Source organism: Methylobacterium sp. Leaf102, from assembly GCF_001422425.1.
Lineage (GTDB): Bacteria > Pseudomonadota > Alphaproteobacteria > Rhizobiales > Beijerinckiaceae > Methylobacterium.
In genome coordinates this window covers 372,007-394,729 of record NZ_LMMX01000023.1, presented here as the reverse complement: position 1 = coordinate 394,729, position 22,723 = coordinate 372,007, and the positions used below count along the sequence as shown (strand labels likewise).

Here is a 22,723-nt window from a genome sequence, read left to right as displayed (position 1 = left end):
GCCGGGGTGGACTTGGAAGGGCCGGGGTGGCGCGCGCGGAGGCCCCTGTTCCACGCCGGCACGCCGAAAGGCAACATCGGTGCGCCACCAGTCTTTCACGGGCCGGTCACGGTTCCGGGCTACCGCTCGATACCGGTGTGAACGAAGCGTGGAGCGCAGAGAGCCATGCGGAGCATCATCCTGGGAGCGGCGCTCCTCGCCGGGCTGTCCGGTGGCGAGGCGCGCGCCGGCGAGATCGCTCAGATCGGACCGCGTCCGTTCTACCTCGTCGACAGCATGAAGCCCGGCCCGGTGCAGGATCGCCTTCGGGCCTGCGGTTCCGACAGAACCTACACGGCCCGCGCCTTCTCGATCGCGCATCGAGGCGCCCCGCTGCAATTTCCCGAGCACACCCGGGAGGGCGTCCGCGCGGCGGCCCGCATGGGGGCCGGTTCGATCGAATGCGACGTCGTCTTCACGCGGGACCGGCACCTGGTCTGCCGGCATGCGCAGTGCGACCTCCACACCACCACCGACATCCTGGCGCGGCCCGAACTCGCGGCGAAATGCAGCCGCGACTTCCAACCGGCCGATCCCGCCACCGGGCGCAAGGCGAGCGCGCGCTGCTGCACCAGCGACCTGACGCTGGCCGAGTTCCGGACCCTGAACGGAAAGATGGACGCCTTCGACGCGGAGGCCACGACCCGCGCCGCCTACATGAACGCCACCCCGCGCTGGCGTACGGACCTCTACGCCACCACCGGCACCCCGATGACCCACGGCGAGTACATCGCCCTGGTGAAATCCCTGGGGCGCCGGTTCATCCCGGAACTGAAGGCGCCCGAGGTCGCGATGCCGTTCGGGGGCTACACTCAGGATCAGTACGCGCAGGCGATGATCGACGACTACCGCCAGGCGGGGGTGCCGGCCGCCGACGTCCGGCCGCAGAGTTTCCAGCTGCGGGACATCCTGTATTGGCTGGAGGCGGAGCCGGACTTCGGCCGGCAGGCGCTTTGGCTCGACAACCGCGACGAGACCGATCCGGGCTTCGACCCCGAGACGCCCGCGAGCTGGAAACCCGGCATGGCGGACCTCGCCGCCCTCGGCCTGCGCACGATGGCGCCGCCGCTCTGGATGCTGGTGCGGGTGGGGGCCGGCGGGGGCATCGAGCCGTCCGCCTACGCGCGCGCGGCGAAGGCCGCCGGCCTCGAGCTGATCACTTGGTCGCTGGAGCGCTCGGGACCGCTGAAGGGCGGGGGCGGATACTACTACAAGTCCATCCGGCCGCTGATCGAGCGGGACGGCGACGTGCTCGCCCTCCTCGACGTCCTGTACCGGGACGTGGGTGTGACGGGGGTCTTCTCGGACTGGCCGGCGACGACGACGTTCTACGCCAACTGCATGGGGATCGAGTGAGGGGCGCGGCTCCCCCTCGGGGAAGCCGCGCGGGAGCCGGATCAGGCGATGTACTGGCCGCCGTTGATGGTGAGCGTCGAGCCGGTGACGAAGCCCGAATCCTCCGCCGCGAGGTACTCCACCGCGCGGGCGATCTCCTCGGCCTCGCCGAGGCGGCCGACGGGGATCGTGGAGATGATCTTGTTGCGGATGTCCTCCGCCACCGCCATCACCATCTCGGTCGCGACGTAGCCCGGCGCAATCACGTTGACGGTGATGCCCTTGCCGGCGCTCTCCTGGGCGAGCGCCTTGGCGAAGCCGATGACGCCGGCCTTGGCGGCCGAGTAGTTGGTCTGGCCGGCCTGGCCCTTCTGGCCGTTGATCGACGAGATCAGGATGATGCGGCCGAAGTTGCGCGAACGCATGCCTTCGATGAGCGGACGCGTGCAGGTGAACATCGAATCGAGGTTGGTCTTGATGACCGCCTGCCACTTCTCGAAGCTCATCTTGTGGAACGCGCCGTCGCGGGTGATGCCGGCGTTGTTCACCAGGATGTCGATGGGGCCGACGTCCGATTCGATCTGCTTGATGCCGGCCTCGCAGGCGGCGTAATCGCCGACATCGAACTTGAAGACAGGAATGCCGGTCTCGGCCTTGAAGGCGTTGGCGGCTTCGTCGTTGCCGCCGTAATTGGCGGCGACCTTGTAGCCCTTGGCCTGAAGGCCCTTCGAGATGGCGGCACCGATGCCGCGCGTTCCACCCGTGACGAGGGCGACGCGTTCTTGAGCCATGATATCCTCCGGTTCGTGTTTTTTTGGCAGGTTCGCGAGTGGGTCGTGCGCGGCTTTAGCTGGCGAGGCAGCCGGCGCGCGACCCATTTAAATTTGCGGCGCCATCAAGAATTATGGCGCCGCAAGGCCGTTCGATCAGACGCGCTCGATGCACATGGCGACGCCCATGCCACCGCCGATGCACAGGGTGGCGAGACCCTTCTTGGCGTCGCGGCGCTTGAGCTCGTGCAGCAGGGTGACGAGGACGCGGGCGCCGGAGGCGCCGATGGGGTGGCCGATGGCGATGGCGCCGCCGTTGACGTTCACCTTGTCGGTGTCCCAGCCCATGTCCTTGTTCACGGCGAGCGCCTGGGCGGCGAAGGCCTCGTTGGCCTCGATCAGGTCGAGGTCGGACGGCGTCCAGCCGGCCTTGTCCAGGGCCTTGCGCGAGGCCGGGATCGGGCCGGTGCCCATCACCTTCGGGTCGACGCCGGCGGTGGCCCAGGACACGATGCGGGCGAGCGGCGTGATGCCCCGGCGCTCGGCCTCGGAGGCGGACATCAGCACGATGGCGGCGGCGCCGTCGTTGAGGCCCGACGCGTTGGCGGCCGTCACGGTGCCGTCCTTCGAGAAGGCGGGCTTGAGCTTGGCCATCGCCTCGATGGTGGCGCCGTCACGGATGTACTCGTCGGTGTCGACGATGGTGTCGCCCTTGCGGCCCGGCACGGTGACGGGGCAGATCTCGTCCTTGAAGCGGCCTTCCTTGCGGGCGGCCTCGGCCTTGTTCTGCGACTTCGTCGCGAACTCGTCCTGCTGCTCGCGGGTGAGCTGGAAGGCCTGGGCCACGTTCTCGGCGGTGGTACCCATGTGGTAGCCGTTGAAGGCGTCCCACAGGCCGTCCTTAATCATGGTGTCGACGAGCTTGACGTCGCCCATCTTCTGGCCGCCGCGCAGGTACTGCGCGTGGGGGGAGAGCGACATGGATTCCTGGCCGCCGGCCACGATGACCGTGGCGTCGCCGTTGGCGATCTGCTGCATGCCGAGGGCGACGGTGCGAAGCCCCGAGCCGCAAACCTGGTTGACGCCCCAAGCCGTGGCCTTCTCGGGGATGCCGGCCTTGATGGCGGCCTGGCGGGCCGGGTTCTGTCCGGCGCCGGCGGTGAGCACCTGACCGAAGATCACCTCGTCCACGTCGTCGGGGGAGACGCCGGCCCGCTCCAGGGCGGCCTTGATCGCCACGGCCCCGAGGTCATGGGCGGGTACGGTGTTGAAGGCGCCGCCGAACGAACCGACGGCGGTGCGGGCCGCCCCGACGATGACGATATCTTCTGCTGCCATGGTGACGTTCTCCTCATGCCGGCCGGCGCTGCGTTGTCGCTTACGGGTGAGCGTGCGCGCCTTGTGCCGTTGCCATCGGATGAAAGCCCACGACCCCGCGAAGTCAAGGCGCTTTGGCGAGGACGCGGAGGCTCTGTCATGCCCGTGGGTGCGGAGACCGGCACTATTCCGCGTGGACGGCGGTCAGATAGGTGTTTTCGTCGGCGGGCGAACGCTTTAAGATGAATCCAGGCGGATCTGGAGTGTTCACGGCTCCGTGTGCGTCGTCGAAGATCGAGCCGCAAGGATCGAGCGACCTGCATGATCGCGTTGGGAGAGGCCCCCAGAGATGGCGGACAACGGTAAGTCCAACCACACCGTTATCAAGAAGTACGCCAACCGGCGCCTCTACCATACCGGCACCTCGACCTACGTCACCCTCGAGGATCTCTCGACGATGGTCCAGAACGGCGAGGACTTCCTCGTCTACGACGCCCGTTCGGGCGACGACATCACCCGCTCGGTGCTCACCCAGATCATCTTCGAGCAGGAGAACAAGGCCGGCGACGACAACCTGCTGCCGGTCGCGTTCCTGCGCCAGCTCATTCGCTTCTACGGCGACAGCATGCGCACCATGGTGCCGAGCTTCCTCGAATTCTCCATGGCCAACTTCGCCCGCGACCAGGACGGTCTGCGCGAGAAGATGACCCAGAGCTTCGCCCCCACGGTGTTCCAGAACGCCATGGAGGAGCAGGTGCGGGCCAACATGAGCTTCTTCGGCGACGCCATGAAGATGTTCACGACCTTCGGCACGGGTCCCCTCTCGGGCATGGGCTCGCACCCCTCCGCCGCGCCGCGCCCGGCGCAGGCGGCGGTTCCGACGCCCACGGGGGCCGACCTCGACGATCTCAAGCGCCAGATGGCCGAGATGCAGTCGCGCCTCGAGGATCTCTCGAAGAAGTAGGGTTCCGCCGCCGCCCCAGGATGAAAGGTTGACGAACCGTTAACGTCGGCCCACCTCTTGCGCATCTCACCCCGGTTCACACGGGAATGGATGCGATGGGGCGATCTGGAACAGGCCGACGTCCGGAAACGGAACAGGCGCCGGTCTACGATCTCGTGGTGATTCCCGGCGGCGTCGAAGCGCAGGGCTTCCGGCGAGTCGCCTCCGCACGGGCGAATGCGGGTTTTCTCACCCACCTTCTCGTCAGTGCCGACCCGGCCATGCGCCCCGCACGGCTGGAGCGGACGCGCCTGGCCGCGGCCACCTATGCGGCTGCGGGTCGACGCATCGCCTGATCATCGGTCCAATACGAAAAACCGCGCCCGCTCTCGCAGGGCACGGTCTGTTCGCGATCCATGGGACCCGGTCTTCCATCAGACTTGGTCCACGGGCGCGGTCCGTCGAACCCGGGCCGCCGGAGCGGCCATCCCGCCCGAGGGCGCGGTGTCGGGTTCAGGCCTCGGCCGACTTCACCTTGAGGACCTGACGGCCGCGGTACATGCCGGTCTTCAGGTCGATGTGGTGGGGACGGCGCAGCTCGCCCGAATCCTTGTCGGCGACGTAGGTCGGAGCCTTGAGGGCGTCGGCGGACCGGCGCATGCCGCGCCGCGAGGGGGAGGTCTTGCGCTTCGGAACGGCCATGGGATGATCCTGTCGATGGCAAAAAGGGCGCCTCAGGCGATCCCCCTCCGGGAGGACGCCTCGGCACCGTGTTCAAACGGAGATTCGAGGCCGGGCTTATAGCCGCGCGCGGTCGTCCTGGCTAGGGCACGGGGCGGAAAAGTGGAGCCGGTCTCCGCCACGGCGATATTGGCGGAAAAGCGTACGGATCAAGATCTCGCGCGGTGATCCGGCGTTCCGCCAAGGCCTGCGCGGCGCAGTCGCATCGTTAACCAAGGCCTGCGCGCCGCAGTCGCATCGTTAAGCGGCGGTTCAACCGCGTTTGTCTAGGTCTTCGAAGGTTGGCGCGGCACCGCGATCACGCCATCGACCCGGGAGTGTCCCATGCCGTCATCCCTTCTTCGCAGCCTCGTCGTCCTGGCCGGCCTCGCCACCGTTCCCGCACTGGCGCAGGCTCCGAGCCCTTCTGCCCCGAGCCCCACAATCCCCACGACGAAGCCTGCCCCGGCGGTGCCGGCGCCCTCGAATCCCACTCCCCCCACCGTCACGCCGCCGAAGGCGCCGACGACGGCCGCCCAGCCCGAGTCGGGCAAGCACGAGACGGGCAAGGCCGCGCTCATCGACCTCAACAGCGCCAGTCCCGCCGAACTCGATGCCCTGCCGGGCATCGGCGCGGCCCGGGCCGCCGCCATCGTCAAGGGCCGGCCCTATCGTGGCAAGGACGAGCTCGTCTCGAAGAAGGTCCTGTCGCAGGGCGTCTACGACGGTATCAAGGACAAGGTGATCGCCAAGCAGAAGTAAGCGCTCATGGCGCGCGGCGGATCGGGTATCCGCCGCGCTTGTCCGCCCGGGGGCCGGGTGTTACGCGCGGAGCCGTCTGTCTCCATCCGCGAAGTCCCCCATGCCGCCCCAACCCCTCGTGCGCGTCCATCGTGGCGACCTGCCCGCCGATTACGTCGCCGGCCCCGCCATCGCCATCGACACGGAGACCCTCGGGCTGAACCCGCACCGGGACCGGCTCTGCGTGGTTCAGATCTCGCGGGGGGACGGCAGCGCCGACGTGGTGCAGATCATCCCCGGCGGCCCGGTGCCGGAGGTCCTCGCCCGGGTGATGGGCGATCCCGGCACCCTCAAGATCTTCCATTTCGGCCGGTTCGACCTCGCCGTGCTGTTCAACGCGCTCGGGGTGATGCCTGCCCCGGTCTACTGCACCAAGATCGCCTCGAAGCTCGCGCGGACCTACACCGACCGCCATGGGCTCAAGGATGTGGTCCGCGAACTCGTCGGCGTCGACCTGTCGAAGCAGCAGCAATCCTCCGACTGGGGCGCCGAGACCCTGAGTCAGGCGCAGATCGACTACGCGGCCTCCGACGTCCTCTATCTCCACGCCGCCCGTGGCCGCCTCGACGCGATGCTGGCCCGCGAGGGGCGGACGGAGATGGCCCAGGCCTGCTTCGACTTCCTGCCGACCCGCGCCCGCCTCGACCTCGCCGGCTGGCCGGAGACCGACATCTTCGCCCACACCTGACGGAATTCTTCGCCGAGCCTTCGTCTTCGGCAAGTCTCTGTCTTCGCCGAGCCTTCGTCTTCGGCAAGTCTCTGTCTTCGCCAAGCCTTCGTCTTGGACAGGGCTTCGCTTCCATGGGGCGGTGCGTCCTCGCACATGAGCGCGGCCGGGCGTGCGGGCGCCCTTGATGATTTGGCAACGGGGTGGTCATAACTTCGCCATGGCCCGCGCGCATCCGGCGGCATGTTTGGGACTGTCATGCAGGTGGGCGAGGCCATCGAGACCGAGACATCCGGCGGCCCGCGCGCCGATGCGCGCCGCACCCGCGCCCATGCGCGCGCCCGCAGCCACAGCACCCGCGTCCGAACCCTGCGGCGGGTCATCCCCCTGGTGGCCGGCACGGCGGTGCTGGCCCTCGCGGCCGTCCTGTTCAATCCGTTCGGCACGAGCCTGCCGGGCGTGAGCGTCGGCCCCGTCAGCCTGTCCGGCACCAAGGTGAAGATGGAGAGCCCGCGCCTGTCCGGCTTCCGCCAGGGCGAGCGCGGCTACGAGGTCACGGCCACGGCGGCGTTCCAGGACGTGCGCAAGCCGACCCTCATCGAATTGCAGGCCATGAAGGGCCGCCTCAACACCGACGACAAGGGCGGCCGCGCCCATCTCGAGGCGGCGTCGGGCCTGTTCGACACGGCCCGGGAAGCCCTGACCCTGGAGCAGGACATCCGGATCTGGACCGACAAGGGCGAGGAGATCCGCCTGAAGTCGGCCGCCGTCGATTTCAAGGCCGGCACGGTCAAGTCGAACGAGACCGTCACGGTGACGATCCCGAGCGGCACCGTGGTGGCCGACACCCTCGACGTCACCGACAGCGGCCACGTCATCTCCTTCGTGGGCAACGTCCACACGGTGCTGCACGAACTCGACAGGCCGGACAAACCCGCCAAGCCCCCCCGCGTCCTCACCTCCGCGGCCGAGCCGACGGATGGGGAGTCCCGCCCGTGATCGCCCTGCGGTCCCTCGCCCTCGGCTGGGCGGCCCTCGCCGCCGGTCTCGCCCTCGCGGTGCCGGCCGGTGCGCAGACGGCCGCCCCCGCTCCGAAGAAGGAGAAGCCCGCCGGCGGCCTCGGCAATCTCGGCGGCGGCGGCAAGGAGCCGATCAAGATCGACGCCGACCGCCTCGACGTGTTCGACCGCGAGAACAAGGCCGTCTTCGCCGGCAACGTCGTGGCCGTGCAGGGCGACAGCACCATCCGCTGTTCCAGCATGACCGTGCGGTACAAGCGGGGCAAGAAGGACGACAAGAAGGGGGACGCGGCCCGGGAGCCGGCCGCCGACACGGCCGAGGCCTCGGAAAAACCCGCCGGCGGGATGGGCGAGAACGGCATCCAGCGCGTCGAGTGCGCCGGCCCCGTCACCGTGGTGCAGAAGGACCAGGTCGCGACGGGCGACAACGCCGTGTTCGACCAGGAGGCCAAGCGCATCGTGGTCACCGGCAACGTCGTGCTCAGCCAGTGCCAGAACGTGACCCGCGGCTCGCGCCTCGTCTACGACATGAACACCGGCCGGGCGAACATGGACCCCGTGGCCGGCGGCCGGGTCTCGGCCCTGTTCGTGCCGCAGAAGGAGGACGGCCCGAAGACCGGCAAGGGCTGCGCGACGCCCCCCGCCGCGGCCAAGGCTGTCCAGAAACCGGCGGACGGCAAGCCCGCCGAGGCGGCCAAGCCCCGGGCGCAGGCGAATTGAGCGCCGCGTCGCCGGTGTCCGCCGCCCCGGTCCAGCCGTCCCTATTCAGCCGGATGTTCGGTCGGGGCCGCCGCGACGCGGCCGCCGCGCGCGAGGCCGCGATCCTCGCCGAGGGCGGCGGGCCGGGCATCCTGCACGTGCGCGGCCTGCGCAAGAGCTACGGCGCCCGCACCGTGGTGCACGAGGCCGGCCTCACCGTGCGCAACGGCGAGGCGGTGGGTCTGCTCGGTCCCAACGGCGCCGGCAAGACCACGATCTTCTACATGATCACCGGCCTCGTCTCGGCCGATCGCGGATCGATCAGCCTCGACGGCCTGCCGATCACCCACCTGCCGATGTACCAGCGCGCGCGCCTCGGCATCGGCTACCTGCCGCAGGAAGCCTCGATCTTCCGCGGCCTCACGGTGGAGGACAACATCCGGGCCGTGCTCGAAGTGGCCGAGCCCGACCGCAAGGAGCGGGCGAAGAAGCTCGACTCCCTGCTGGAGGAGTTCGACATCGCGCGCCTGCGCAAGTCCCCCTCCATCGCCCTGTCGGGCGGCGAGCGCCGGCGCTGCGAGATCGCCCGGGCGCTGGCCTCGTCCCCGAGCTTCATGTTGCTCGACGAGCCCTTCGCGGGCATCGACCCCATCGCGGTGGGGGACATCCAGGATCTGGTGAAGCACCTGAAGCAGCGCGGCATCGGCGTGCTCATCACCGACCACAACGTGCGCGAGACCCTGGGGCTCATCGACCGGGCCTACATCGCCCATTCGGGACGGATCCTCACGGAGGGCACGCCCGAGGAGATCGTCGCCAACCCCGACGCGCGGCGGCTCTATCTCGGCGAGGATTTCCGCCTCTAAGCCGGGTTCGCTGAATCGGCCTCCGAACCGAGTGCGGCCCCGCGACGGCCCATTTCGCCCCATCCGAGACGCGTCGTCCACCGCGTCCGGGAAGGCTTTCGTTACCGCCCCGATGTGATGCTGACACCACGCCGCGGCGGCGCGTGCAGGCGGCTGGGCAATTTTTAGGCACCGAGCACCCAACACACTTTGACGTGGGCGCAGGTTGGGGCTAAACCTCGAAACGGTAAAAAGAAGCAAGATTGATGCCGAAGTTCGGCCCGCGCTGCCGCGCGCCGCCGAGCGGAGGTGCGACTCGGGGATCGGGACCTTACCATGAGTCTGGTGCAACGGCTGGAAATGCGCCAGGGCCAAGCCCTGGTGATGACGCCTCAGCTCCTGCAGGCGATCAAGCTCCTTCAACTCTCCCATCTCGACCTCACCGCCTATGTGGACGCGGAACTCGAGCGCAATCCGCTCCTCGAACGCGCCGAGGGCGAGACCGGGGACGAGCGTACCCCCGGCGAGACCCCGTCCGAATCCTCCGTCGACCGCCAGGGCGAGGAGGGGGGCGATTTCGACGGCGGCGATTTCGAGGGTGGCGAAGAGCCCTGGATCGCCACCACCCTGACGGCGAGCGGCGCCGACATGGAGGGCGCCCTCGACACCCGCCTCGACAACGTGTTCGCGGACGAGAACCCCACCCATGCCCGCGAGGCGGCGTCGGGCGACATGCTGTCCCTGACACCGGCACCCTACGGCAACACCGGAGGCTCCTTCGACGGCGAGGCCCCGGATTTCGAAGCGACCCTCACCTCCGAGATGTCCCTGCGCGAGCATCTGGTCGCCCAGCTCGACCTCGCCACCCGCGATCCGGCCGACCGTCTCATCGCCGGCTTCCTCATCGATGCCGTGGACGACGCCGGCTACTGCCGCGAATCCATCGACGACCTCGCCGAGCGGCTCGGCACGTCCCTCGACACCGTCGCGCGCGTGCTGAAACTGGTGCAGAGCTTCGAGCCGGCCGGCATCGCCGCCCGCGACCTCGCCGAATGCCTCGCCCTGCAGCTGCGCGACCGCGACCGGTTCGATCCGGCGATGCAGGCCCTGGTCTCGCGCCTCGACCTCGTGGCCAAGCGCGATTTCGCCTCGCTCCGGCGCCTCTGCGGCGTCGACGACGAGGACCTCGTCGACATGCTGGCCGAGCTGCGCCGCCTCGACCCGAAGCCCGGCCGCGCCTTCGGGGCCCGGGCCGTCGAGGTGCTGATCCCCGACGTGTTCGTGCGCGCCGCCCCCGACGGGTCGTGGCTGGTGGAATTGAACGCCGAGGCCCTGCCGCGCGTTCTGGTGAACCAGAGCTACTACGCCCGCGTCTCGCGCGGGGCGCAGGCCGAGGGCGACAAGGCGTTCCTGTCCGAATGCCTGCAGACGGCGAACTGGCTCACCCGCAGCCTGGAGCAGCGCGCCCGCACCATCCTCAAGGTCGCCTCCGAGATCGTGCGCCAGCAGGACGCGTTCTTCCTGCACGGGGTCGCGCACCTGCGCCCCCTCAACCTCAAGACCGTGGCCGAGGCCATCGGCATGCACGAATCCACCGTCTCGCGGGTGACCTCGAACAAGTCCATCGGCACGAGCCGGGGCACCCTGGAGATGAAGTACTTCTTCACGGCCGCCATTCCGGGCGCCGCCGGCACCGCCGCGCATTCCTCGGAGGCCGTGCGCCACCGGATCAAGCAGCTCGTCGACGGCGAGGCCCGCAGCGACGTGCTCTCCGACGACGCCCTGGTGCAGAAACTGCGCGACGAGGGCATCGACATCGCCCGCCGCACGGTGGCGAAGTACCGGGAATCCCTACGGATTCCCTCCTCCATCGAGCGCAGGCGCGAGCACTTCGCCTACGCGCGGTAGGGGAGCCCCCCCTCAGTACCCCTCCGCCAGGGTGCCGCGCTGGCGGGGGTCGGCCGCTCCGGCCACGAGCCCGTCCGCGGTCATCACCGAATTGGCCGAGCCCGAGGCCGGCGCCACCACCACCCGGTGGCCGCGCGCCCGCAGGATCGCGAGGGTGTCGGGCGAGACGCCTTCCTCCACCGTGAGCACGTCCGGGCGCCACTGGTGGTGGATGCGCGGAGCCGCCACCGCCTGCAGCAGGTTCATGCGGAAATCGACGACGTTGACGATGGTCTGCAGCACCGTCGAGATGATGCGGCTGCCGCCCGGACTCCCCGTCACGAGGAGCAGCTTGCCGTCCCGGAACACGAAGGCCGGCGTCATGGACGACAGGGGCCGGGCGCCCGGCGCCACGGCGTTGGCCTTGCCGCCGACGAGGCCATAGGCGTTGAGCGCCCCGGTCTTGGCGGAAAAGTCGTCCATCTCGTTGTTGAGCAGCACCCCGGTGCCGGGGGCGACGAGGCCCATCCCGTAGGAAAAGTTCAGGGTGGTGGTGTTCGAGACCGCGTTGCCCTCGGCATCCATCACCGAGAAATGCGTGGTCTGGTCGGACTCGTGGGGGAGGGGATCGCCGGCCTTTACCTCCGCCGCCGGACGGGCGCGGGCCGGGTCGATGGCCGCGCGCAACCCCTCGGCGTAGGATTTGGCCGTCAGCCCCTCGACGGGGATCTGCGACCGCGCCGGGTCGCCGAGCCAGGTGGCCCGATCGGCATAGGCCGGCTTCATCGACTCGGCGAGGGTGTGGATCGCGTCGGCGCTGCCCGCTCCCATCCGGGCGAGATCGAAGCCCTCCAGCATGTTGAGGATCTCGATGAGGTGGATCCCCCCCGAACTCGGGGGCGGCATCGATGCGATGGACAGGCCCCGATAGGTACCGCGCACGGGTTGGCGGATCACCGGTCGGTAGGCGGCTAAGTCCTCCGCCGTCACGACGCCGCCGGCCTCCTGAACGGCCCGCGCGATAGCCACCGCGATGGGGCCGGTGTGGAACGCGTCGGGGCCGTCCTTGGCGATGGCCCGCAGCGTAGCGGCGAGGTCGGTCTGCACCAGCCGCTCGCCGCGACGAAGTGGTCTGTCGCCGGCAAAGAAGATCGCTCGGCTCGACGGCCAGCGCCCGAGCAGGTCGACGGCGCGGGGCAGGGAATCGGCGAGGCCGGCCTCGACGTCGATGCCCTCGCGGGCCAGCCGCTCGGCCGGGGCGACGAGGTCGGCGAGGGTGAAGCGGCCCGACCCGTAGAGCCGGTGCGCCTCGGCCAAGCCCCGCACGGTGCCGGGCACGCCGACCGCCTTGCCCGTGCGGGTGGAGGCGGCGTGGTCGGGCTCGCCCCGCGCGTCGAGGAACATGTCGGCGCGGGCCGCCGCCGGGGCGGTCTCGCGGTAGTCGATGGCCACGGTCTCGGCGGGGCTCGCCCGATGCACCATCATGAAGCCGCCGCCGCCGAGGTTGCCCGCGCGCGGCAGGGTGACGGCCAGCGCGAAGCCCACGGCCACGGCGGCATCGACGGCGTTGCCACCGGCCTTGAGGATCGCGACGCCGACCCGCGTCGCCCGCGCCTCCTGCGAGGAGACCATGCCGTGCGCGGCCAGTACCGGCAGCATCCGGGCGGTGTCCGACTGGATCGGCGAGGAATCCGCCTGCGCCCACGCCGCGTGGGGGAGGCCGAGCAGGAGGCAGAGGGCGAGGACTGGGGTCTGGCGGCGCATTCACACGGCTCCGTCGCGCGGGCCGAAGCGGCCCGCCACCAGCCAATAGACGAGGCCCGAGGCCGCGCCCGTGAGAAACAGGATGGCGGTGATGCGACCCTCCTGGGCGAAGGTCTGCGTGTCGCCGGCGCGGGCCGCGGACCGGGCGAGCCACGGCACGAGCGCCGTGAGGAGGCCCGTGCCGGCGCCGTACCAGGCGGCGGACCGCAAGTTCAGGGTCTCGCCGATCACCGCCAGGGCGACGGGCGGCAGCACGAGGAGGAGGAACAGGGCGCGGGCGAAGGCGGCGAGGGCGAACAGAATCGTCTCGGGGCCGATTCCGGAGGCGAGGTCGTTCAGCCCCTCGAACAGACCGGCGAGCCCGAGGCTCCCGAGCACGTCGCGTGAGACCGGATCGAGCATGGCTCCCAGCCCAAGGACGAACGCGCCGCACGGGATCGCCAGGAGCAGGGCGAGGCATCCGACGAAGACGCGGCCGAGGAACCGCATGGTGACGCCCTCTTGGATGTGTTGGAAACGCGGCCCTCCTCCCCACAAGGGGGAGGGGGGTGTCAGGCCATCAATCGTCGTCGCCGTCGTCGGCGCCCGCGTAGACGCCCTCGGCGCCGATCCCGTCCTCCAGCATCATCCGGGCGCGGGCGCGCAGCTTCTCGGTCTCGCTCTTGAGCTGACCGCAGGCGGCGAGGATGTCGCGGCCGCGCGGGGTGCGCACGGGGGACGCGTAGCCGGCGTCGTAGACGATCTCGGAGAAGCGCTCGATGCGCTCCCAGTCGGAGCATTCGTAGACGCTGCCGGGCCAGGGGTTGAACGGGATGAGGTTGATCTTGGCCGGAATGCCCTGGAGCAGCCGCACCAGCTCGCGGGCATCGGCGTCGGTGTCGTTGATGCCCTTCAGCATCACGTACTCGAAGGTGATGCGCCGGGCGTTGTTGAGGCCCGGATAGTTGCGGCAGGCGGCGATGAGTTCGGCCAGCGGATACTTGCGGTTGAGCGGCACCAGGGTATCGCGAAGATCGTCGCGCACGGCGTGCAGCGAGATCGCCAGCATGGCGTGGGCGTCGGTGCCGAGGCGCTGCATCTGCGGCACCACGCCGGAGGTCGAGACGGTGATGCGCCGGCGCGACAGGCCCAGGCCCTCCTGGTCGGCCATGACGCCGACGGAATCGATGACGTTGTCGATGTTGTAGAGGGGCTCGCCCATGCCCATGAACACGATGTTGGTCACCGCGCGGCGAACCTCGTCGGCCCCGGCCGGCGTCGGATTCTGCCCGGCCCAGTCGTTGAGGTGGTCGCGCGCCACCACCACCTGCGCGACGATCTCGGCCGCCGTCAGGTTGCGCACGAGGCGCTGGGTGCCCGTGTGGCAGAACGAGCAGGTGAGGGTGCAGCCGACCTGGCTCGAGACACAGAGGGTGCCCCGGCCCCGGCCGGGAATGTAGACGCACTCGATCTCGGCGCCGCGATTGTGGTCGTGCTTGCCCGTCGGCGCCATGCGCATGAGCCACTTGCGGGTGCCGTCCCGCGAGACCTGCTCGGTGATCACCTCCGGCCGGTCGAGGGTGTAGGCGCGCGCCAGATCCGCCTTCAGGCCCTTGCCGACATTGGTCATGTCGTCGAAGTGCTTGGCGCCGCGCACGTTGACCCAGTGCCAGATCTGGCCCGACCGCATGCGCTGCTCGCGCTCGGACACGCCGATGGCGCCAAGCCGCGCCTTGAGGTCGTCCCGGGTCAGGCCGACGAGGGAGGACCGCCCGAGGGGGCCGCCGAGGGGCGTCGTCTCCGGCGCGAACTCGGGCAGCTTCTCGATTGCGGGGGCGGCGCTCGCGTCGCCCCGGGCGGTGTCGAACGACGCCGTCGCCATGGTCTTGGAACCTTCGATCTGGAATCGGTCCGATATAGGCGATCGGCGCGGCGAAGGCGAATACGGGTGCGGCATGGCCGGCGTGCACCGGGTTGGGCGCGGTGCGCCGGGTGTGGTACCGGGCGCCACGCCTGTTCTGACGCCCGCGAGGTTCGCCGTGATTCCCTGGGTCGCCCTCGACACCGCCCCGATCCCGGGCACCACCGACGAGCTGCGTCTGCTCCAGCGCGGCCATGAATTCCTCATCCGGATCGGCCGCAACGACCTGATGAACAGCCGCCTCAGCGGCTCGGAGGAGGCGCTGGCGACCTTGACGGCGGCGCGGATCGGCGGACGGGCCGGGGCGAAGGTCCTCATCGGCGGCTTCGGCATGGGCTTCACCCTGCGGGCGGCCCTGGACGCCCTGGGGCCGGATGCGCGGCTGGTGGTGGCCGAACTGGTGCCGGCGGTGCTCGCCTGGGGGCGCGGCCCCCTGGCCCACATCTCCGCCGATGCCCTGTCCGATCCCCGGGTCGAGGCGCGGGAGGCCGATGTCGCCGCCCTGATCCGGTCCTCTGCGCTGGCCTTCGACGCGATCCTTCTCGATGTCGACAACGGCCCCGAGGGGCTGACCCGGGCGGAGAACGACCGGCTCTACGACGTGGGCGGGTTGGCTGCGGCGCGCAACGCCCTGCGCCCCGGCGGCGTGCTCGCCGTGTGGTCGGCCCATCCCGATCCGGCCTTCACCCAGCGCCTCGTCCGCGCCGGGTTCACCGTGGAAGCGGTGTCCGTGCGGGCTGGGCGGGGGCGGGGCGCCCGCCACACGATCTGGCTCGCCGTGCGGCCGGAGCGGGCGAAATAGATCAGCCCGTGGCGCGCAGGCCGTCGCGGCGGCGGCTCAGGCGCGTGGCGCCGTAGATGGCGGCGAGCTGGCGCCGGGCCGCCTTGACCGGAGGGGCGTCGCGCTCGGCGCAGGCCGCCGCGATGGTCCGCAGGGTGTCGGCGACGGAGCGCTGCAGGCGCAGGTCGCCGGGCTGGCGCGCGACGTGATCGCTGGTGCTCATGCGTGTGGCCCCTCGGTGCCGGCCCCCCCCGCGGGGCGTCGCCGCCAGCATCGGCACGGGGCTTGGCCGCAACATGGCAGCTTGGCCGTGACGCGTCCTGTCGGGACTGCGATGCCTATTCGCGGCCGCCGCCCTCGGTGAAGCGGTCGTGGCAGGTGTAGCCGACGAAGCAGCGCGGCGTGTCGCGCGTCAGCTCGAAGGCCGGCCGCGTCGTTTCCGGCAGGGGGCAGAAGCCGCCGTCGCGCACGAACCGGGCGTAGGTGAACGGCCCCGTCGTGAGCACGATGGCGCCCGTGCGGGCGACGAGGCCGGCCGCCTCGGCACAGATCATCTCCGGCATGGCCGGCCGCGGCTGGCCGAACCCTTGGCCGGAGGAGACGAGCAGGACGGCGGTGGCGAACAGCGTGGGGCGCATGGCGGGAGCCACTCTCGAAAGCGTGATCCCCAGTGTGGCCTCACGCGGCGGCGAGCGCCAGGGTGAAGTCGAACGCCTCGGTGACGCTCTCCTGCCACAGGGAAACGGGCGTCGGCCGGGCGAGGTGAAGCGCCCCCTCGGCCTCCCCGTCCGCCATCCGCAGGTCGGCGCCGACCCGGAGGGCGAGGTTCTGCATCGGCCGGTTCCGGCTGAGGCAGCGCACCCGCAGGTCGCGTACGCCGCGATTGCGCGCCGCCCCGGCGATCCGGCGAAACAGGGCGTGGCCGAGGCCGTTGCGCCGGTAGCCGCGCTCCACCGCGAAGGCGGCCTCCGCCTCGGCGCCGAGCCGGTAGCGCGACGGCGGCGCCCGGGTCGGTCGCAGCTCACCGAGGGCCCGCAGGGTGCCGTCGACGAACCCGCCGAACACCACGCCGTCGATCCTCAGGGCCCGGCGCGCATAGGCCAGGGCGGCCGCGTCGCTCAAGGTGCCCATGAAGCGGTTGGCGCGGGTCTCCGGATCGAGGCGCAGGAAGTAGGCCTCCACCGCCGCGGCATCGCTCGGCCACAGGCGGCGGATGACGGGGTGCAGGGCGCGCGGTTCCGATCGGGGTTCGCGCGTTCGGGATTCGGGCATTCGGGGCTCGGGCATGGTGATGCCTCTCCGGCGTGAGGGCGCGCCGCGGCGCGCCGGAATCCGGGCGTTGCCTCCCTCAAGACCGGGCAGATGTGGCATCGCCACCCGATTTGTGCAATGCAGCAAAACGTCATGCCGGCCCTGTCGCTGGCATACCAATCACCCTGCTTGATCCGGCCCCGAACGCGCGGCAGACCCGGATCGTGCGGGCCGCCCGTCCCGGTACCGGCCCCTGCGTCGAGGCTTACCGTCGTGAGTTCATCAGCCCCCGTGGCGCCGTCCGATCACGCCCGTTCGGGCGCGGTCTCCCCCGGTCCGGTCTTCGAGCGCTACGAGGCCCTGGTGGCGTCGGGCGCCATCGAGCGCGACCCGGCGCAGGTCCACCTCGTGCGGGCGCTGGACGGTCTGGCGCAGGAACTCGGACGGCGCCGGCGCGCCCGCAAGGGCAGCGCGCTGGGCTGGCTGTTCGGGCGCAAGGCGGATCCGGCCGCCGTGCCGAAGGGCCTCTACATCTGGGGCTCCGTCGGCCGGGGCAAGACCATGCTGATGGACCTGTTCCACGAGGCGGCACCCGGCCCGAAGCGCCGGGTTCACTTCCACGGCTTCCTCGCCGACGCGCACGAGCGCATCCACGCCCACCGCCAGGCCCTCAAGGCCGGCACGGCGAAGGGCGACGATCCGATCCCCGTGGTGGCCGACGCGCTGGCCGACGAGGCGACCCTGCTGTGCTTCGACGAGTTCACCGTCACCGACATCGCCGACGCGATGATCCTGGGGCGCCTGTTCGACGCCCTGTTCAAGCGGGGTGTCACCGTGGTGGCGACCTCCAACGTCGAGCCCGACCGGCTCTACGAGGGCGGCCTCAACCGGGCCCTGTTCCTGCCCTTCGTCGCCGAGCTGAAGAACCGCGTCGACGTCCTGCGCCTCGATTCGCGCACGGATTTCCGGCTGGAGAAGCTCGGGGGCGCCTCGGTCTATCACGTGCCCGCGGACGCGGAGGCCGAGGCGGCCCTCGCCCGCGCCTTCAAGGGTCTCACGGGCAAGGCCCGGGGCAGGCCCGCCACCGTGCGGGTGAAGGGGCGGGACGTGCCGGTGCCGGAAGAGGCGGCGGGCGTGGCGCGCTTCACCTTCGCGGATCTCTGCGCGCAGCCGCTCGGGGCCTCCGACTACATGGCCGTGGCACGGGCCTTCCACACGGTGATCCTCGCCGACATCCCGGTGATGAGCGCGGAGACCCGCAACGAGGCCAAGCGCTTCATCACCCTGGTCGACACCCTCTACGATGCCCACGTGAAGCTCGTCGCCTCGGCGGCGGCCGAGCCGCCGGGACTCTACACGGCCACCGACGGCCGCGAGGCCTTCGAGTTCGACCGCACGGTGTCGCGCCTCATCGAGATGCGTTCTTCGGAGTATCTCGCCCTGCCGCACGGGGCCGGGGATTCGGAGGCGTCGGGATCGAGCGCGGGTCTGGTCGAGACCTGAGACCGCGATCGCCGCCCCACGCACCGCCCCTCACATGCGATCGCGGCCCGCGGTCGCAGCGGCGCGGGTGCAGTTTGTGCGCCAACGCACATCCATAGTGCCGGATCGTCCCGGTCAGGGAGCCGGATCGGACCTCCGGCGTTGCACTGCAGCACGCGCTGCATTTAATTGGTCTCATTCCGAAGAACGACGTCGCGCCCGCCGCGCCGCCCATGCCGCTGCCGTCCGGTGGCGGTTGCCGTTCCTGCAGGAAGCCGGGGCTCTCCGCGCGAGCGATCGATGCGGGACCGCGACACGGATCGCGTGCCCGGACGCCGACCACGCGACCCAGACGGGCGGCCCGACGGTCCACGACCGCCGGAATCGCCCGATTCAGGATAGGACAGACCAATGATCAAACTCACCGTGAACGGGGCTGAACGCAGCTTCGACGGCGATCCCGACATGCCGCTGCTGTGGTACCTGCGCGACGAGGTCGGTCTCACCGGCACCAAGTTCGGCTGCGGCCAGGCGCTGTGCGGCGCCTGTACCATCCATGTCGGCGGCACCGCCGTGCGCGGCTGCGTCACGCCGGTCTCGGCCGCCGAGGGACAGGCCGTCGTCACCATCGAGGGCCTGTCCCCCGACGGCAACCACCCGGTCCAGGCTGCCTGGCGCGACCTCAACGTCGCCCAGTGCGGCTATTGCCAGTGCGGGCAGATGATGCAGGCCGCCTCGCTCCTCACCGATACCCCGAAGCCCACGGACGCACAGATCGACGAGGCCATGAGCGGCAACCTGTGCCGCTGCGGCACCTACCCGCGCATCCGCGCCGCCATCCATCAGGCCGCCGGCCAGGCTGCCCCCGCCGCCAAGGGAGAGCGCCTGTGATCCACGATTCGAAGATGATGGCCGAAGCCACCGCGACCCAAGACACCGCCCCGACGGCCCTCGCCAATGTCAGCCGCCGCGCCATGCTGGGCGGCATGGGTGCCCTGGTGCTCGCCCTGTCGTGGCGTGATTCGGCGAAAGCCGAGGACAAGGCGAACGAGCCGAAAAAATTCGGCGCCGATGCCATGCCGCACGGCTGGCAGGACGACCCCAAGGTGTTCGTCGCCATCGCCCCCGACGGCACCGTGACGGTGACCTGCCACCGCGCCGAGATGGGCCAGGGGGTTCGCACCTCCATCGCCTTCGTGGTCGCCGACGAACTCGAAGCCACCTGGGACAAGGTGAAGGTCGCCCAGGCCTGGGGCGACGAGACCCGCTTCGGCAACCAGGACACGGACGGGTCGCGCTCGCTCCGCCACTTCTTCCAGCACCTGCGCCACGCCGGGGCCGCCGCCCGCCTGATGCTGGTCCAGGCCGCCGCCAAGCAATGGAACGTGCCGGTCTCGGAAGTGAAGGCCGAGAACCACGTCGTCACCCACGCCAAATCCAAGCGCAGCCTCGGCTACGGCGAGATCGCGGCGGCAGCGGCCGAACTGCCGGTGCCGGCCCGCGAATCCGTGACGCTCAAGGATTCGAAGGACTTCAAGTACATCGGCAAGGGCAAGATCGGCCTCGTCGACAACCGCGACATCACCACGGGCAAGGCCGTCTACGGCCTCGACACCAAGATCGACGGGATGCTCTACGCCCTCGTCGCCCGCCCGCCGGTCTTCGGCGGCAAGGTGGTGAGCTACGACGACACCGAGGCCAAGAAAGTCCCGGGCGTCGTCAAGATCTTCAAGATCGACGCCCCGGAGGCACCGGTCGAGTTCCAGCCGCTGGGCGGCGTCGCGGTCATCGCGAAAAACACCTGGGCGGCCATGAAGGCCCGCGAGGCCCTCAAAGTGACCTGGGACGACGGCCCCAATGCCTCCTACGACTCCGTCGCCTTCCGGGGCGAGCTGGAGAAGGCGGTGCGTGCCCCCGGCAAGGTCGTGCGCAACCAGGGCGACGTCGACGGCGCGATGGCGAAGGCCAAGAAGCGGGTCGAGGCCGAATACTTCGTGCCCCACCTCGTCCAGGCCCCGATGGAGCCGCCGGCCGCCGTGGTGCGGATCAAGGACGGTTTCTGCGAGGCCTGGGCCTGCACCCAGGCGCCGCAGGCGACCCACGACCGGCTGGCGAAGAAGTTGAATCTCGCGGCCGACAAGGTGCGGGTCAACCAGACCCTGCTCGGCGGCGGTTTCGGCCGCAAGTCGAAGCCGGATTACGTGCTCGAAGCGGCCCTGTGCTCCCAGGCCGTGGACGGCGCCCCGGTGAAGCTGACCTGGACCCGTGAGGACGACCTGCACCACGGCTACTACCACACCATCTCGGTGGAGCGCCTGGAAGCCGGCCTCGACGACAAGGGCATGCCGGTGGCTTGGCTCCACCGTTCGGCGGCCCCCACCATCGGGTCGATCTTCGCGGCGGGCGCCAAGAACGAACTCCCGTTCGAGCTCGGCATGGGCCTCACCAACACGCCGTTCGCCGTACCCAACATCCGTCTCGAGAACCCGGCGGCCGACGCGCACGTGCGCATCGGCTGGTTCCGCTCGGTCTCGAACATCCCGCACGCCTTCGCGATCCAGTCGTTCGTGAACGAGTTGGCGCATGCGGCGGGGCGTGACCCGAAGGAGTACCTGCTCGCCCTCATCGGCCCCGATCGCAAGATCGATCCGACGACGCTCGGCGATGTCTGGAACTACGGCGAGGACCCGGCCCGCTACCCCATCGACACGGCACGCCTGCGCGGGGTCATCGAGGCGGCGGCCAAGGGCATCGGCTGGGGCCGCAAGATGGCGAAGAACACCGGGCTCGGCATCGCCGGTCACTACAGCTTCGTCACCCACACGGCGGTCGCCGCCGAGGTGGAGGTCGGGGCCAAGGGCGAGGTCGTGGTCAAGCGCGTCGACATCGCCGTCGATTGCGGACCGCAGGTGAACCCGGAGCGCATCCGGTCGCAGATGGAAGGCGCCGTGGTCATGGGGATGGGCCTCGCGCTCTCGGCCGAGATCACGTTCAAGGACGGCCGCGCCCAGCAGAACAACTTCGACGGCTACGAGATCACCCGCATCGACGCCGCCCCGAAGGAGATCCACGTCCACCTGCTGCCGAACCCGAACTTCTCGGGGCCGCTGGGCGGCGTCGGCGAGCCGGGCGTGCCGCCGGTCGCCCCCGCCATCGCCAACGCGATCTTCGCGGCCACGGGCCGTCGCATCCGACAACTGCCGATCCGCGACCAGCTCAGCGCCTGAGCGGACGCCCCTCGGGGCGCCGCGACGAACCCGGCCCTGGGCCGGTGCCTCTCCGGGGGCTTCACGACGATGGACAGCACGAGAAACGGGGGTGTCGCATCGCGCGGCACCCCTTTTTCATGGTCGGGCGCGACGAAAAACGGTGGTTCCGCCATCCGGGCCGGAGCCGTCCCGCCTCCCGGCGGGTTGACCCGGGGAAGAGGCCGCCGCTTCGGCGCCTCCCTGCTGTATCGGGATTCGATTCGACGATGCCATCGAACACGACACGACCCGCCTGGCTCGCCGCCGGCCTCCTCGCCGCGACCCTCGCGGGTGCGGTGAGCCAAGCCCACGCCTCGCCCTGCGCGGACGAAATCGCGGCCCTCGAGGGCAAGGTGAAGAATCAGGCCAAGGAGTCGATCTCGGCCTCCACGAGCGGCCAGGCTGATGCCGGCGCGCGCGGCGGCGAGGGTGGGGCGTCCGGCGGCAATCCGAGCACGCACCCCACGACGCCGCCGGAGAAGTCGGCCGAGGCCGGCAAGGGCGGCGACAAGGCGATGCAGGCCAAGGTCGCCCTCGACGAGGCCCGCACCGCCGATGGCAAGGGCGACGCCAAGGGTTGCAGGGAGGCCCTCGGGCGCGCCAGGCAGCAGCTCGACGCGGCCCCTTGAGCGGGCGGCGGAGCGGCCCGGACGGGCGGGCTCCGCACGCGAGGCCCGGCGTCTCGTCCGACGAGACGCCGGGCCGGGCGGCACCCCTCAGGCGGCTGCGCTGAGGGCGTGCTTGTTGCCGTTGAGGCCGGCACAGAGGTCGTCGATGGCGGCCAAGTCCAGGGCCTCGCCGGAATGCCCGGCGATGGCGTCGATCAAATGATCCTGCTGCGGATTAAATGGATTTCCCTGCAAACGATAGAATTGATAATACCGCAGCGCAGCGATCACTGTATCCCGCTCGCGTTCGGTCATTGCAATACTTTGCATGCCACTCAATTTGACCTCATCCAGACTGCGAGGTGGCTGAGCGTAGGGAGTGCTCATGCCTGAGTAAAAGATGTAAACCAGCCGCGATGCCGACGTCTACCACTTGACAGCGGCGCGAAAACGGGCGGCGGGCCGCGTCGGAATGGGGGGGCGGACGCAAGTCTCTGGCACCGCGCCATTTCTCTTCGATCCAACGGTCACGCTTTTATTTCGCGCCCGTCGCCCGAGTCGCGGCGGACCGGTGGCCGATCGCCGGAAACGCATCCTTAACCCTGCCGTGCGATCGTCGCCGGGTCCGACCACGCCGATCCGGTGCC

The 22,723-nt window shown here is 70.2% G+C and carries 24 protein-coding genes; 14 read left to right on the top strand and 10 right to left on the bottom strand.

What is annotated here, in order from left to right; translation table 11 throughout:
• The first annotated feature begins 165 nt into the window (after positions 1–165).
• Complete coding sequence (locus ASF27_RS13300; RefSeq protein ID WP_056360712.1) at positions 166–1,395, top strand: glycerophosphodiester phosphodiesterase family protein; 1,230 nt, start codon at positions 166–168, stop codon at positions 1,393–1,395.
• Positions 1,396–1,436: 41 nt separating this feature from the next.
• On the opposite strand, the gene phbB is transcribed toward ASF27_RS13300, so the two are convergent.
• Positions 1,437–2,165: an acetoacetyl-CoA reductase gene (gene phbB, locus ASF27_RS13295; RefSeq protein WP_056172430.1), complete on the bottom strand. Its 729-nt coding sequence runs from the start codon at positions 2,163–2,165 to the stop codon at positions 1,437–1,439.
• A gap of 135 nt (positions 2,166–2,300) precedes the next feature.
• Positions 2,301–3,482, bottom strand: a complete 1,182-nt coding sequence (locus tag ASF27_RS13290) for an acetyl-CoA C-acetyltransferase (RefSeq protein WP_056172427.1) — start codon at positions 3,480–3,482, stop codon at positions 2,301–2,303.
• 328 nt (positions 3,483–3,810) lie between these two features.
• Between ASF27_RS13290 and phaR the strand changes: the two genes are divergently transcribed.
• Complete coding sequence (gene phaR, locus ASF27_RS13285) at positions 3,811–4,425, top strand: polyhydroxyalkanoate synthesis repressor PhaR (RefSeq protein WP_056172424.1); 615 nt, start codon at positions 3,811–3,813, stop codon at positions 4,423–4,425.
• Between the two features lie 95 nt (positions 4,426–4,520).
• Positions 4,521–4,760, top strand: a complete 240-nt coding sequence (locus ASF27_RS13280) for a hypothetical protein (protein ID WP_082479079.1) — start codon at positions 4,521–4,523, stop codon at positions 4,758–4,760.
• A gap of 157 nt (positions 4,761–4,917) precedes the next feature.
• Here the strand turns inward: ASF27_RS13280 and rpmF are convergent, their stop codons facing one another.
• Positions 4,918–5,106 (bottom strand): 50S ribosomal protein L32, encoded by a 189-nt coding sequence (rpmF, locus tag ASF27_RS13275; protein WP_018046018.1) that lies wholly within the window; start codon positions 5,104–5,106, stop codon positions 4,918–4,920.
• 363 nt (positions 5,107–5,469) lie between these two features.
• Here rpmF and ASF27_RS13270 point away from each other — a divergent pair, with 363 nt between their 5' ends.
• From ASF27_RS13270 to rpoN, 6 genes are all read left to right on the top strand, one after another.
• Positions 5,470–5,886 carry a helix-hairpin-helix domain-containing protein gene (locus ASF27_RS13270; RefSeq protein WP_056360710.1) on the top strand — a complete coding sequence of 139 codons (417 nt, stop codon included), beginning with the start codon at positions 5,470–5,472 and terminating at the stop codon, positions 5,884–5,886.
• Positions 5,887–5,986: 100 nt separating this feature from the next.
• Positions 5,987–6,613 carry a ribonuclease D gene (locus ASF27_RS13265; protein WP_056172414.1) on the top strand — a complete coding sequence of 209 codons (627 nt, stop codon included), beginning with the start codon at positions 5,987–5,989 and terminating at the stop codon, positions 6,611–6,613.
• Positions 6,614–6,850: 237 nt separating this feature from the next.
• Complete coding sequence (locus ASF27_RS13260; RefSeq protein ID WP_056172411.1) at positions 6,851–7,591, top strand: hypothetical protein; 741 nt, start codon at positions 6,851–6,853, stop codon at positions 7,589–7,591.
• A complete protein-coding gene (locus ASF27_RS13255; protein ID WP_244476691.1) occupies positions 7,588–8,331 on the top strand; it encodes an LptA/OstA family protein in 744 nt (247 codons plus the stop codon). Before ASF27_RS13260 ends, ASF27_RS13255 begins: the two co-directional genes overlap by 4 nt.
• Before the next feature lie 53 nt (positions 8,332–8,384).
• Complete coding sequence (gene lptB / locus ASF27_RS13250; RefSeq protein ID WP_244473814.1) at positions 8,385–9,176, top strand: LPS export ABC transporter ATP-binding protein; 792 nt, start codon at positions 8,385–8,387, stop codon at positions 9,174–9,176.
• Between the two features lie 315 nt (positions 9,177–9,491).
• A complete protein-coding gene (gene rpoN, locus ASF27_RS13245) occupies positions 9,492–11,063 on the top strand; it encodes an RNA polymerase factor sigma-54 (protein ID WP_082479077.1) in 1,572 nt (523 codons plus the stop codon).
• Positions 11,064–11,075: 12 nt separating this feature from the next.
• Here the strand turns inward: rpoN and ggt are convergent, their stop codons facing one another.
• The 3 genes from ggt to rlmN all read right to left on the bottom strand — a co-directional run bounded on the left by ggt (position 11,076) and on the right by rlmN (position 14,667).
• Positions 11,076–12,806, bottom strand: coding sequence for a gamma-glutamyltransferase (gene ggt, locus ASF27_RS13240; protein WP_056266687.1), 1,731 nt, complete (start codon positions 12,804–12,806; stop codon positions 11,076–11,078).
• Complete coding sequence (locus ASF27_RS13235) at positions 12,807–13,295, bottom strand: hypothetical protein (protein WP_056360706.1); 489 nt, start codon at positions 13,293–13,295, stop codon at positions 12,807–12,809.
• Positions 13,296–13,365: 70 nt separating this feature from the next.
• Positions 13,366–14,667, bottom strand: a complete 1,302-nt coding sequence (gene rlmN, locus ASF27_RS13230; protein ID WP_056172397.1) for a 23S rRNA (adenine(2503)-C(2))-methyltransferase RlmN — start codon at positions 14,665–14,667, stop codon at positions 13,366–13,368.
• Positions 14,668–14,824: 157 nt separating this feature from the next.
• Between rlmN and ASF27_RS13225 the strand changes: the two genes are divergently transcribed.
• Positions 14,825–15,508 (top strand): spermidine synthase, encoded by a 684-nt coding sequence (locus ASF27_RS13225; protein ID WP_056172394.1) that lies wholly within the window; start codon positions 14,825–14,827, stop codon positions 15,506–15,508.
• Between the two features lies 1 nt (position 15,509).
• On the opposite strand, the gene ASF27_RS13220 is transcribed toward ASF27_RS13225, so the two are convergent.
• The 3 genes from ASF27_RS13220 to ASF27_RS13210 all read right to left on the bottom strand — a co-directional run bounded on the left by ASF27_RS13220 (position 15,510) and on the right by ASF27_RS13210 (position 16,774).
• Positions 15,510–15,710, bottom strand: coding sequence for a hypothetical protein (locus ASF27_RS13220; RefSeq protein ID WP_056266684.1), 201 nt, complete (start codon positions 15,708–15,710; stop codon positions 15,510–15,512).
• A gap of 115 nt (positions 15,711–15,825) precedes the next feature.
• A complete protein-coding gene (locus ASF27_RS13215; RefSeq protein WP_056172389.1) occupies positions 15,826–16,125 on the bottom strand; it encodes a hypothetical protein in 300 nt (99 codons plus the stop codon).
• A 40-nt stretch (positions 16,126–16,165) separates the two neighbouring features.
• Positions 16,166–16,774, bottom strand: a complete 609-nt coding sequence (locus tag ASF27_RS13210; RefSeq protein WP_244473086.1) for a GNAT family N-acetyltransferase — start codon at positions 16,772–16,774, stop codon at positions 16,166–16,168.
• A 237-nt stretch (positions 16,775–17,011) separates the two neighbouring features.
• Here ASF27_RS13210 and zapE point away from each other — a divergent pair, with 237 nt between their 5' ends.
• From zapE to ASF27_RS13190, 4 genes are all read left to right on the top strand, one after another.
• A complete protein-coding gene (gene zapE, locus ASF27_RS13205) occupies positions 17,012–18,241 on the top strand; it encodes a cell division protein ZapE (protein ID WP_244473805.1) in 1,230 nt (409 codons plus the stop codon).
• Positions 18,242–18,631: 390 nt separating this feature from the next.
• Entirely contained in the window at positions 18,632–19,111 is a 480-nt protein-coding gene (locus ASF27_RS13200) for a (2Fe-2S)-binding protein (protein ID WP_056089887.1), read from the top strand.
• A complete protein-coding gene (locus tag ASF27_RS13195) occupies positions 19,108–21,447 on the top strand; it encodes a xanthine dehydrogenase family protein molybdopterin-binding subunit (RefSeq protein ID WP_056172378.1) in 2,340 nt (779 codons plus the stop codon). Before ASF27_RS13200 ends, ASF27_RS13195 begins: the two co-directional genes overlap by 4 nt.
• 248 nt (positions 21,448–21,695) lie before the next feature.
• Positions 21,696–22,097, top strand: a complete 402-nt coding sequence (locus ASF27_RS13190) for a hypothetical protein (protein ID WP_056172374.1) — start codon at positions 21,696–21,698, stop codon at positions 22,095–22,097.
• Positions 22,098–22,184: 87 nt separating this feature from the next.
• Here ASF27_RS13190 and ASF27_RS13185 read toward each other — a convergent pair whose 3' ends face one another.
• A complete protein-coding gene (locus ASF27_RS13185; protein WP_056172371.1) occupies positions 22,185–22,406 on the bottom strand; it encodes a hypothetical protein in 222 nt (73 codons plus the stop codon).
• Between the last annotated feature and the right edge of the window lie 317 nt (positions 22,407–22,723).

Coding starts and splice junctions, on each gene's coding strand:
- ASF27_RS13300 (WP_056360712.1), top strand. CDS start 166: ATGCGGAGCATCATCCTGGGAGCGGCGCTCCTCGCCGGGCTGTCCGGT.
- phbB (WP_056172430.1), bottom strand. CDS start 2,165: ATGGCTCAAGAACGCGTCGCCCTCGTCACGGGTGGAACGCGCGGCATC.
- ASF27_RS13290 (WP_056172427.1), bottom strand. CDS start 3,482: ATGGCAGCAGAAGATATCGTCATCGTCGGGGCGGCCCGCACCGCCGTC.
- phaR (WP_056172424.1), top strand. CDS start 3,811: ATGGCGGACAACGGTAAGTCCAACCACACCGTTATCAAGAAGTACGCC.
- ASF27_RS13280 (WP_082479079.1), top strand. CDS start 4,521: ATGGGGCGATCTGGAACAGGCCGACGTCCGGAAACGGAACAGGCGCCG.
- rpmF (WP_018046018.1), bottom strand. CDS start 5,106: ATGGCCGTTCCGAAGCGCAAGACCTCCCCCTCGCGGCGCGGCATGCGC.
- ASF27_RS13270 (WP_056360710.1), top strand. CDS start 5,470: ATGCCGTCATCCCTTCTTCGCAGCCTCGTCGTCCTGGCCGGCCTCGCC.
- ASF27_RS13265 (WP_056172414.1), top strand. CDS start 5,987: ATGCCGCCCCAACCCCTCGTGCGCGTCCATCGTGGCGACCTGCCCGCC.
- ASF27_RS13260 (WP_056172411.1), top strand. CDS start 6,851: ATGCAGGTGGGCGAGGCCATCGAGACCGAGACATCCGGCGGCCCGCGC.
- lptB (WP_244473814.1), top strand. CDS start 8,385: ATGTTCGGTCGGGGCCGCCGCGACGCGGCCGCCGCGCGCGAGGCCGCG.
- rpoN (WP_082479077.1), top strand. CDS start 9,492: ATGAGTCTGGTGCAACGGCTGGAAATGCGCCAGGGCCAAGCCCTGGTG.
- ggt (WP_056266687.1), bottom strand. CDS start 12,806: ATGCGCCGCCAGACCCCAGTCCTCGCCCTCTGCCTCCTGCTCGGCCTC.
- ASF27_RS13235 (WP_056360706.1), bottom strand. CDS start 13,295: ATGCGGTTCCTCGGCCGCGTCTTCGTCGGATGCCTCGCCCTGCTCCTG.
- rlmN (WP_056172397.1), bottom strand. CDS start 14,667: ATGGCGACGGCGTCGTTCGACACCGCCCGGGGCGACGCGAGCGCCGCC.
- ASF27_RS13220 (WP_056266684.1), bottom strand. CDS start 15,710: ATGAGCACCAGCGATCACGTCGCGCGCCAGCCCGGCGACCTGCGCCTG.
- ASF27_RS13215 (WP_056172389.1), bottom strand. CDS start 16,125: ATGCGCCCCACGCTGTTCGCCACCGCCGTCCTGCTCGTCTCCTCCGGC.
- ASF27_RS13210 (WP_244473086.1), bottom strand. CDS start 16,774: ATGCCCGAGCCCCGAATGCCCGAATCCCGAACGCGCGAACCCCGATCG.
- ASF27_RS13200 (WP_056089887.1), top strand. CDS start 18,632: ATGATCAAACTCACCGTGAACGGGGCTGAACGCAGCTTCGACGGCGAT.
- ASF27_RS13190 (WP_056172374.1), top strand. CDS start 21,696: ATGCCATCGAACACGACACGACCCGCCTGGCTCGCCGCCGGCCTCCTC.
- ASF27_RS13185 (WP_056172371.1), bottom strand. CDS start 22,406: ATGCAAAGTATTGCAATGACCGAACGCGAGCGGGATACAGTGATCGCT.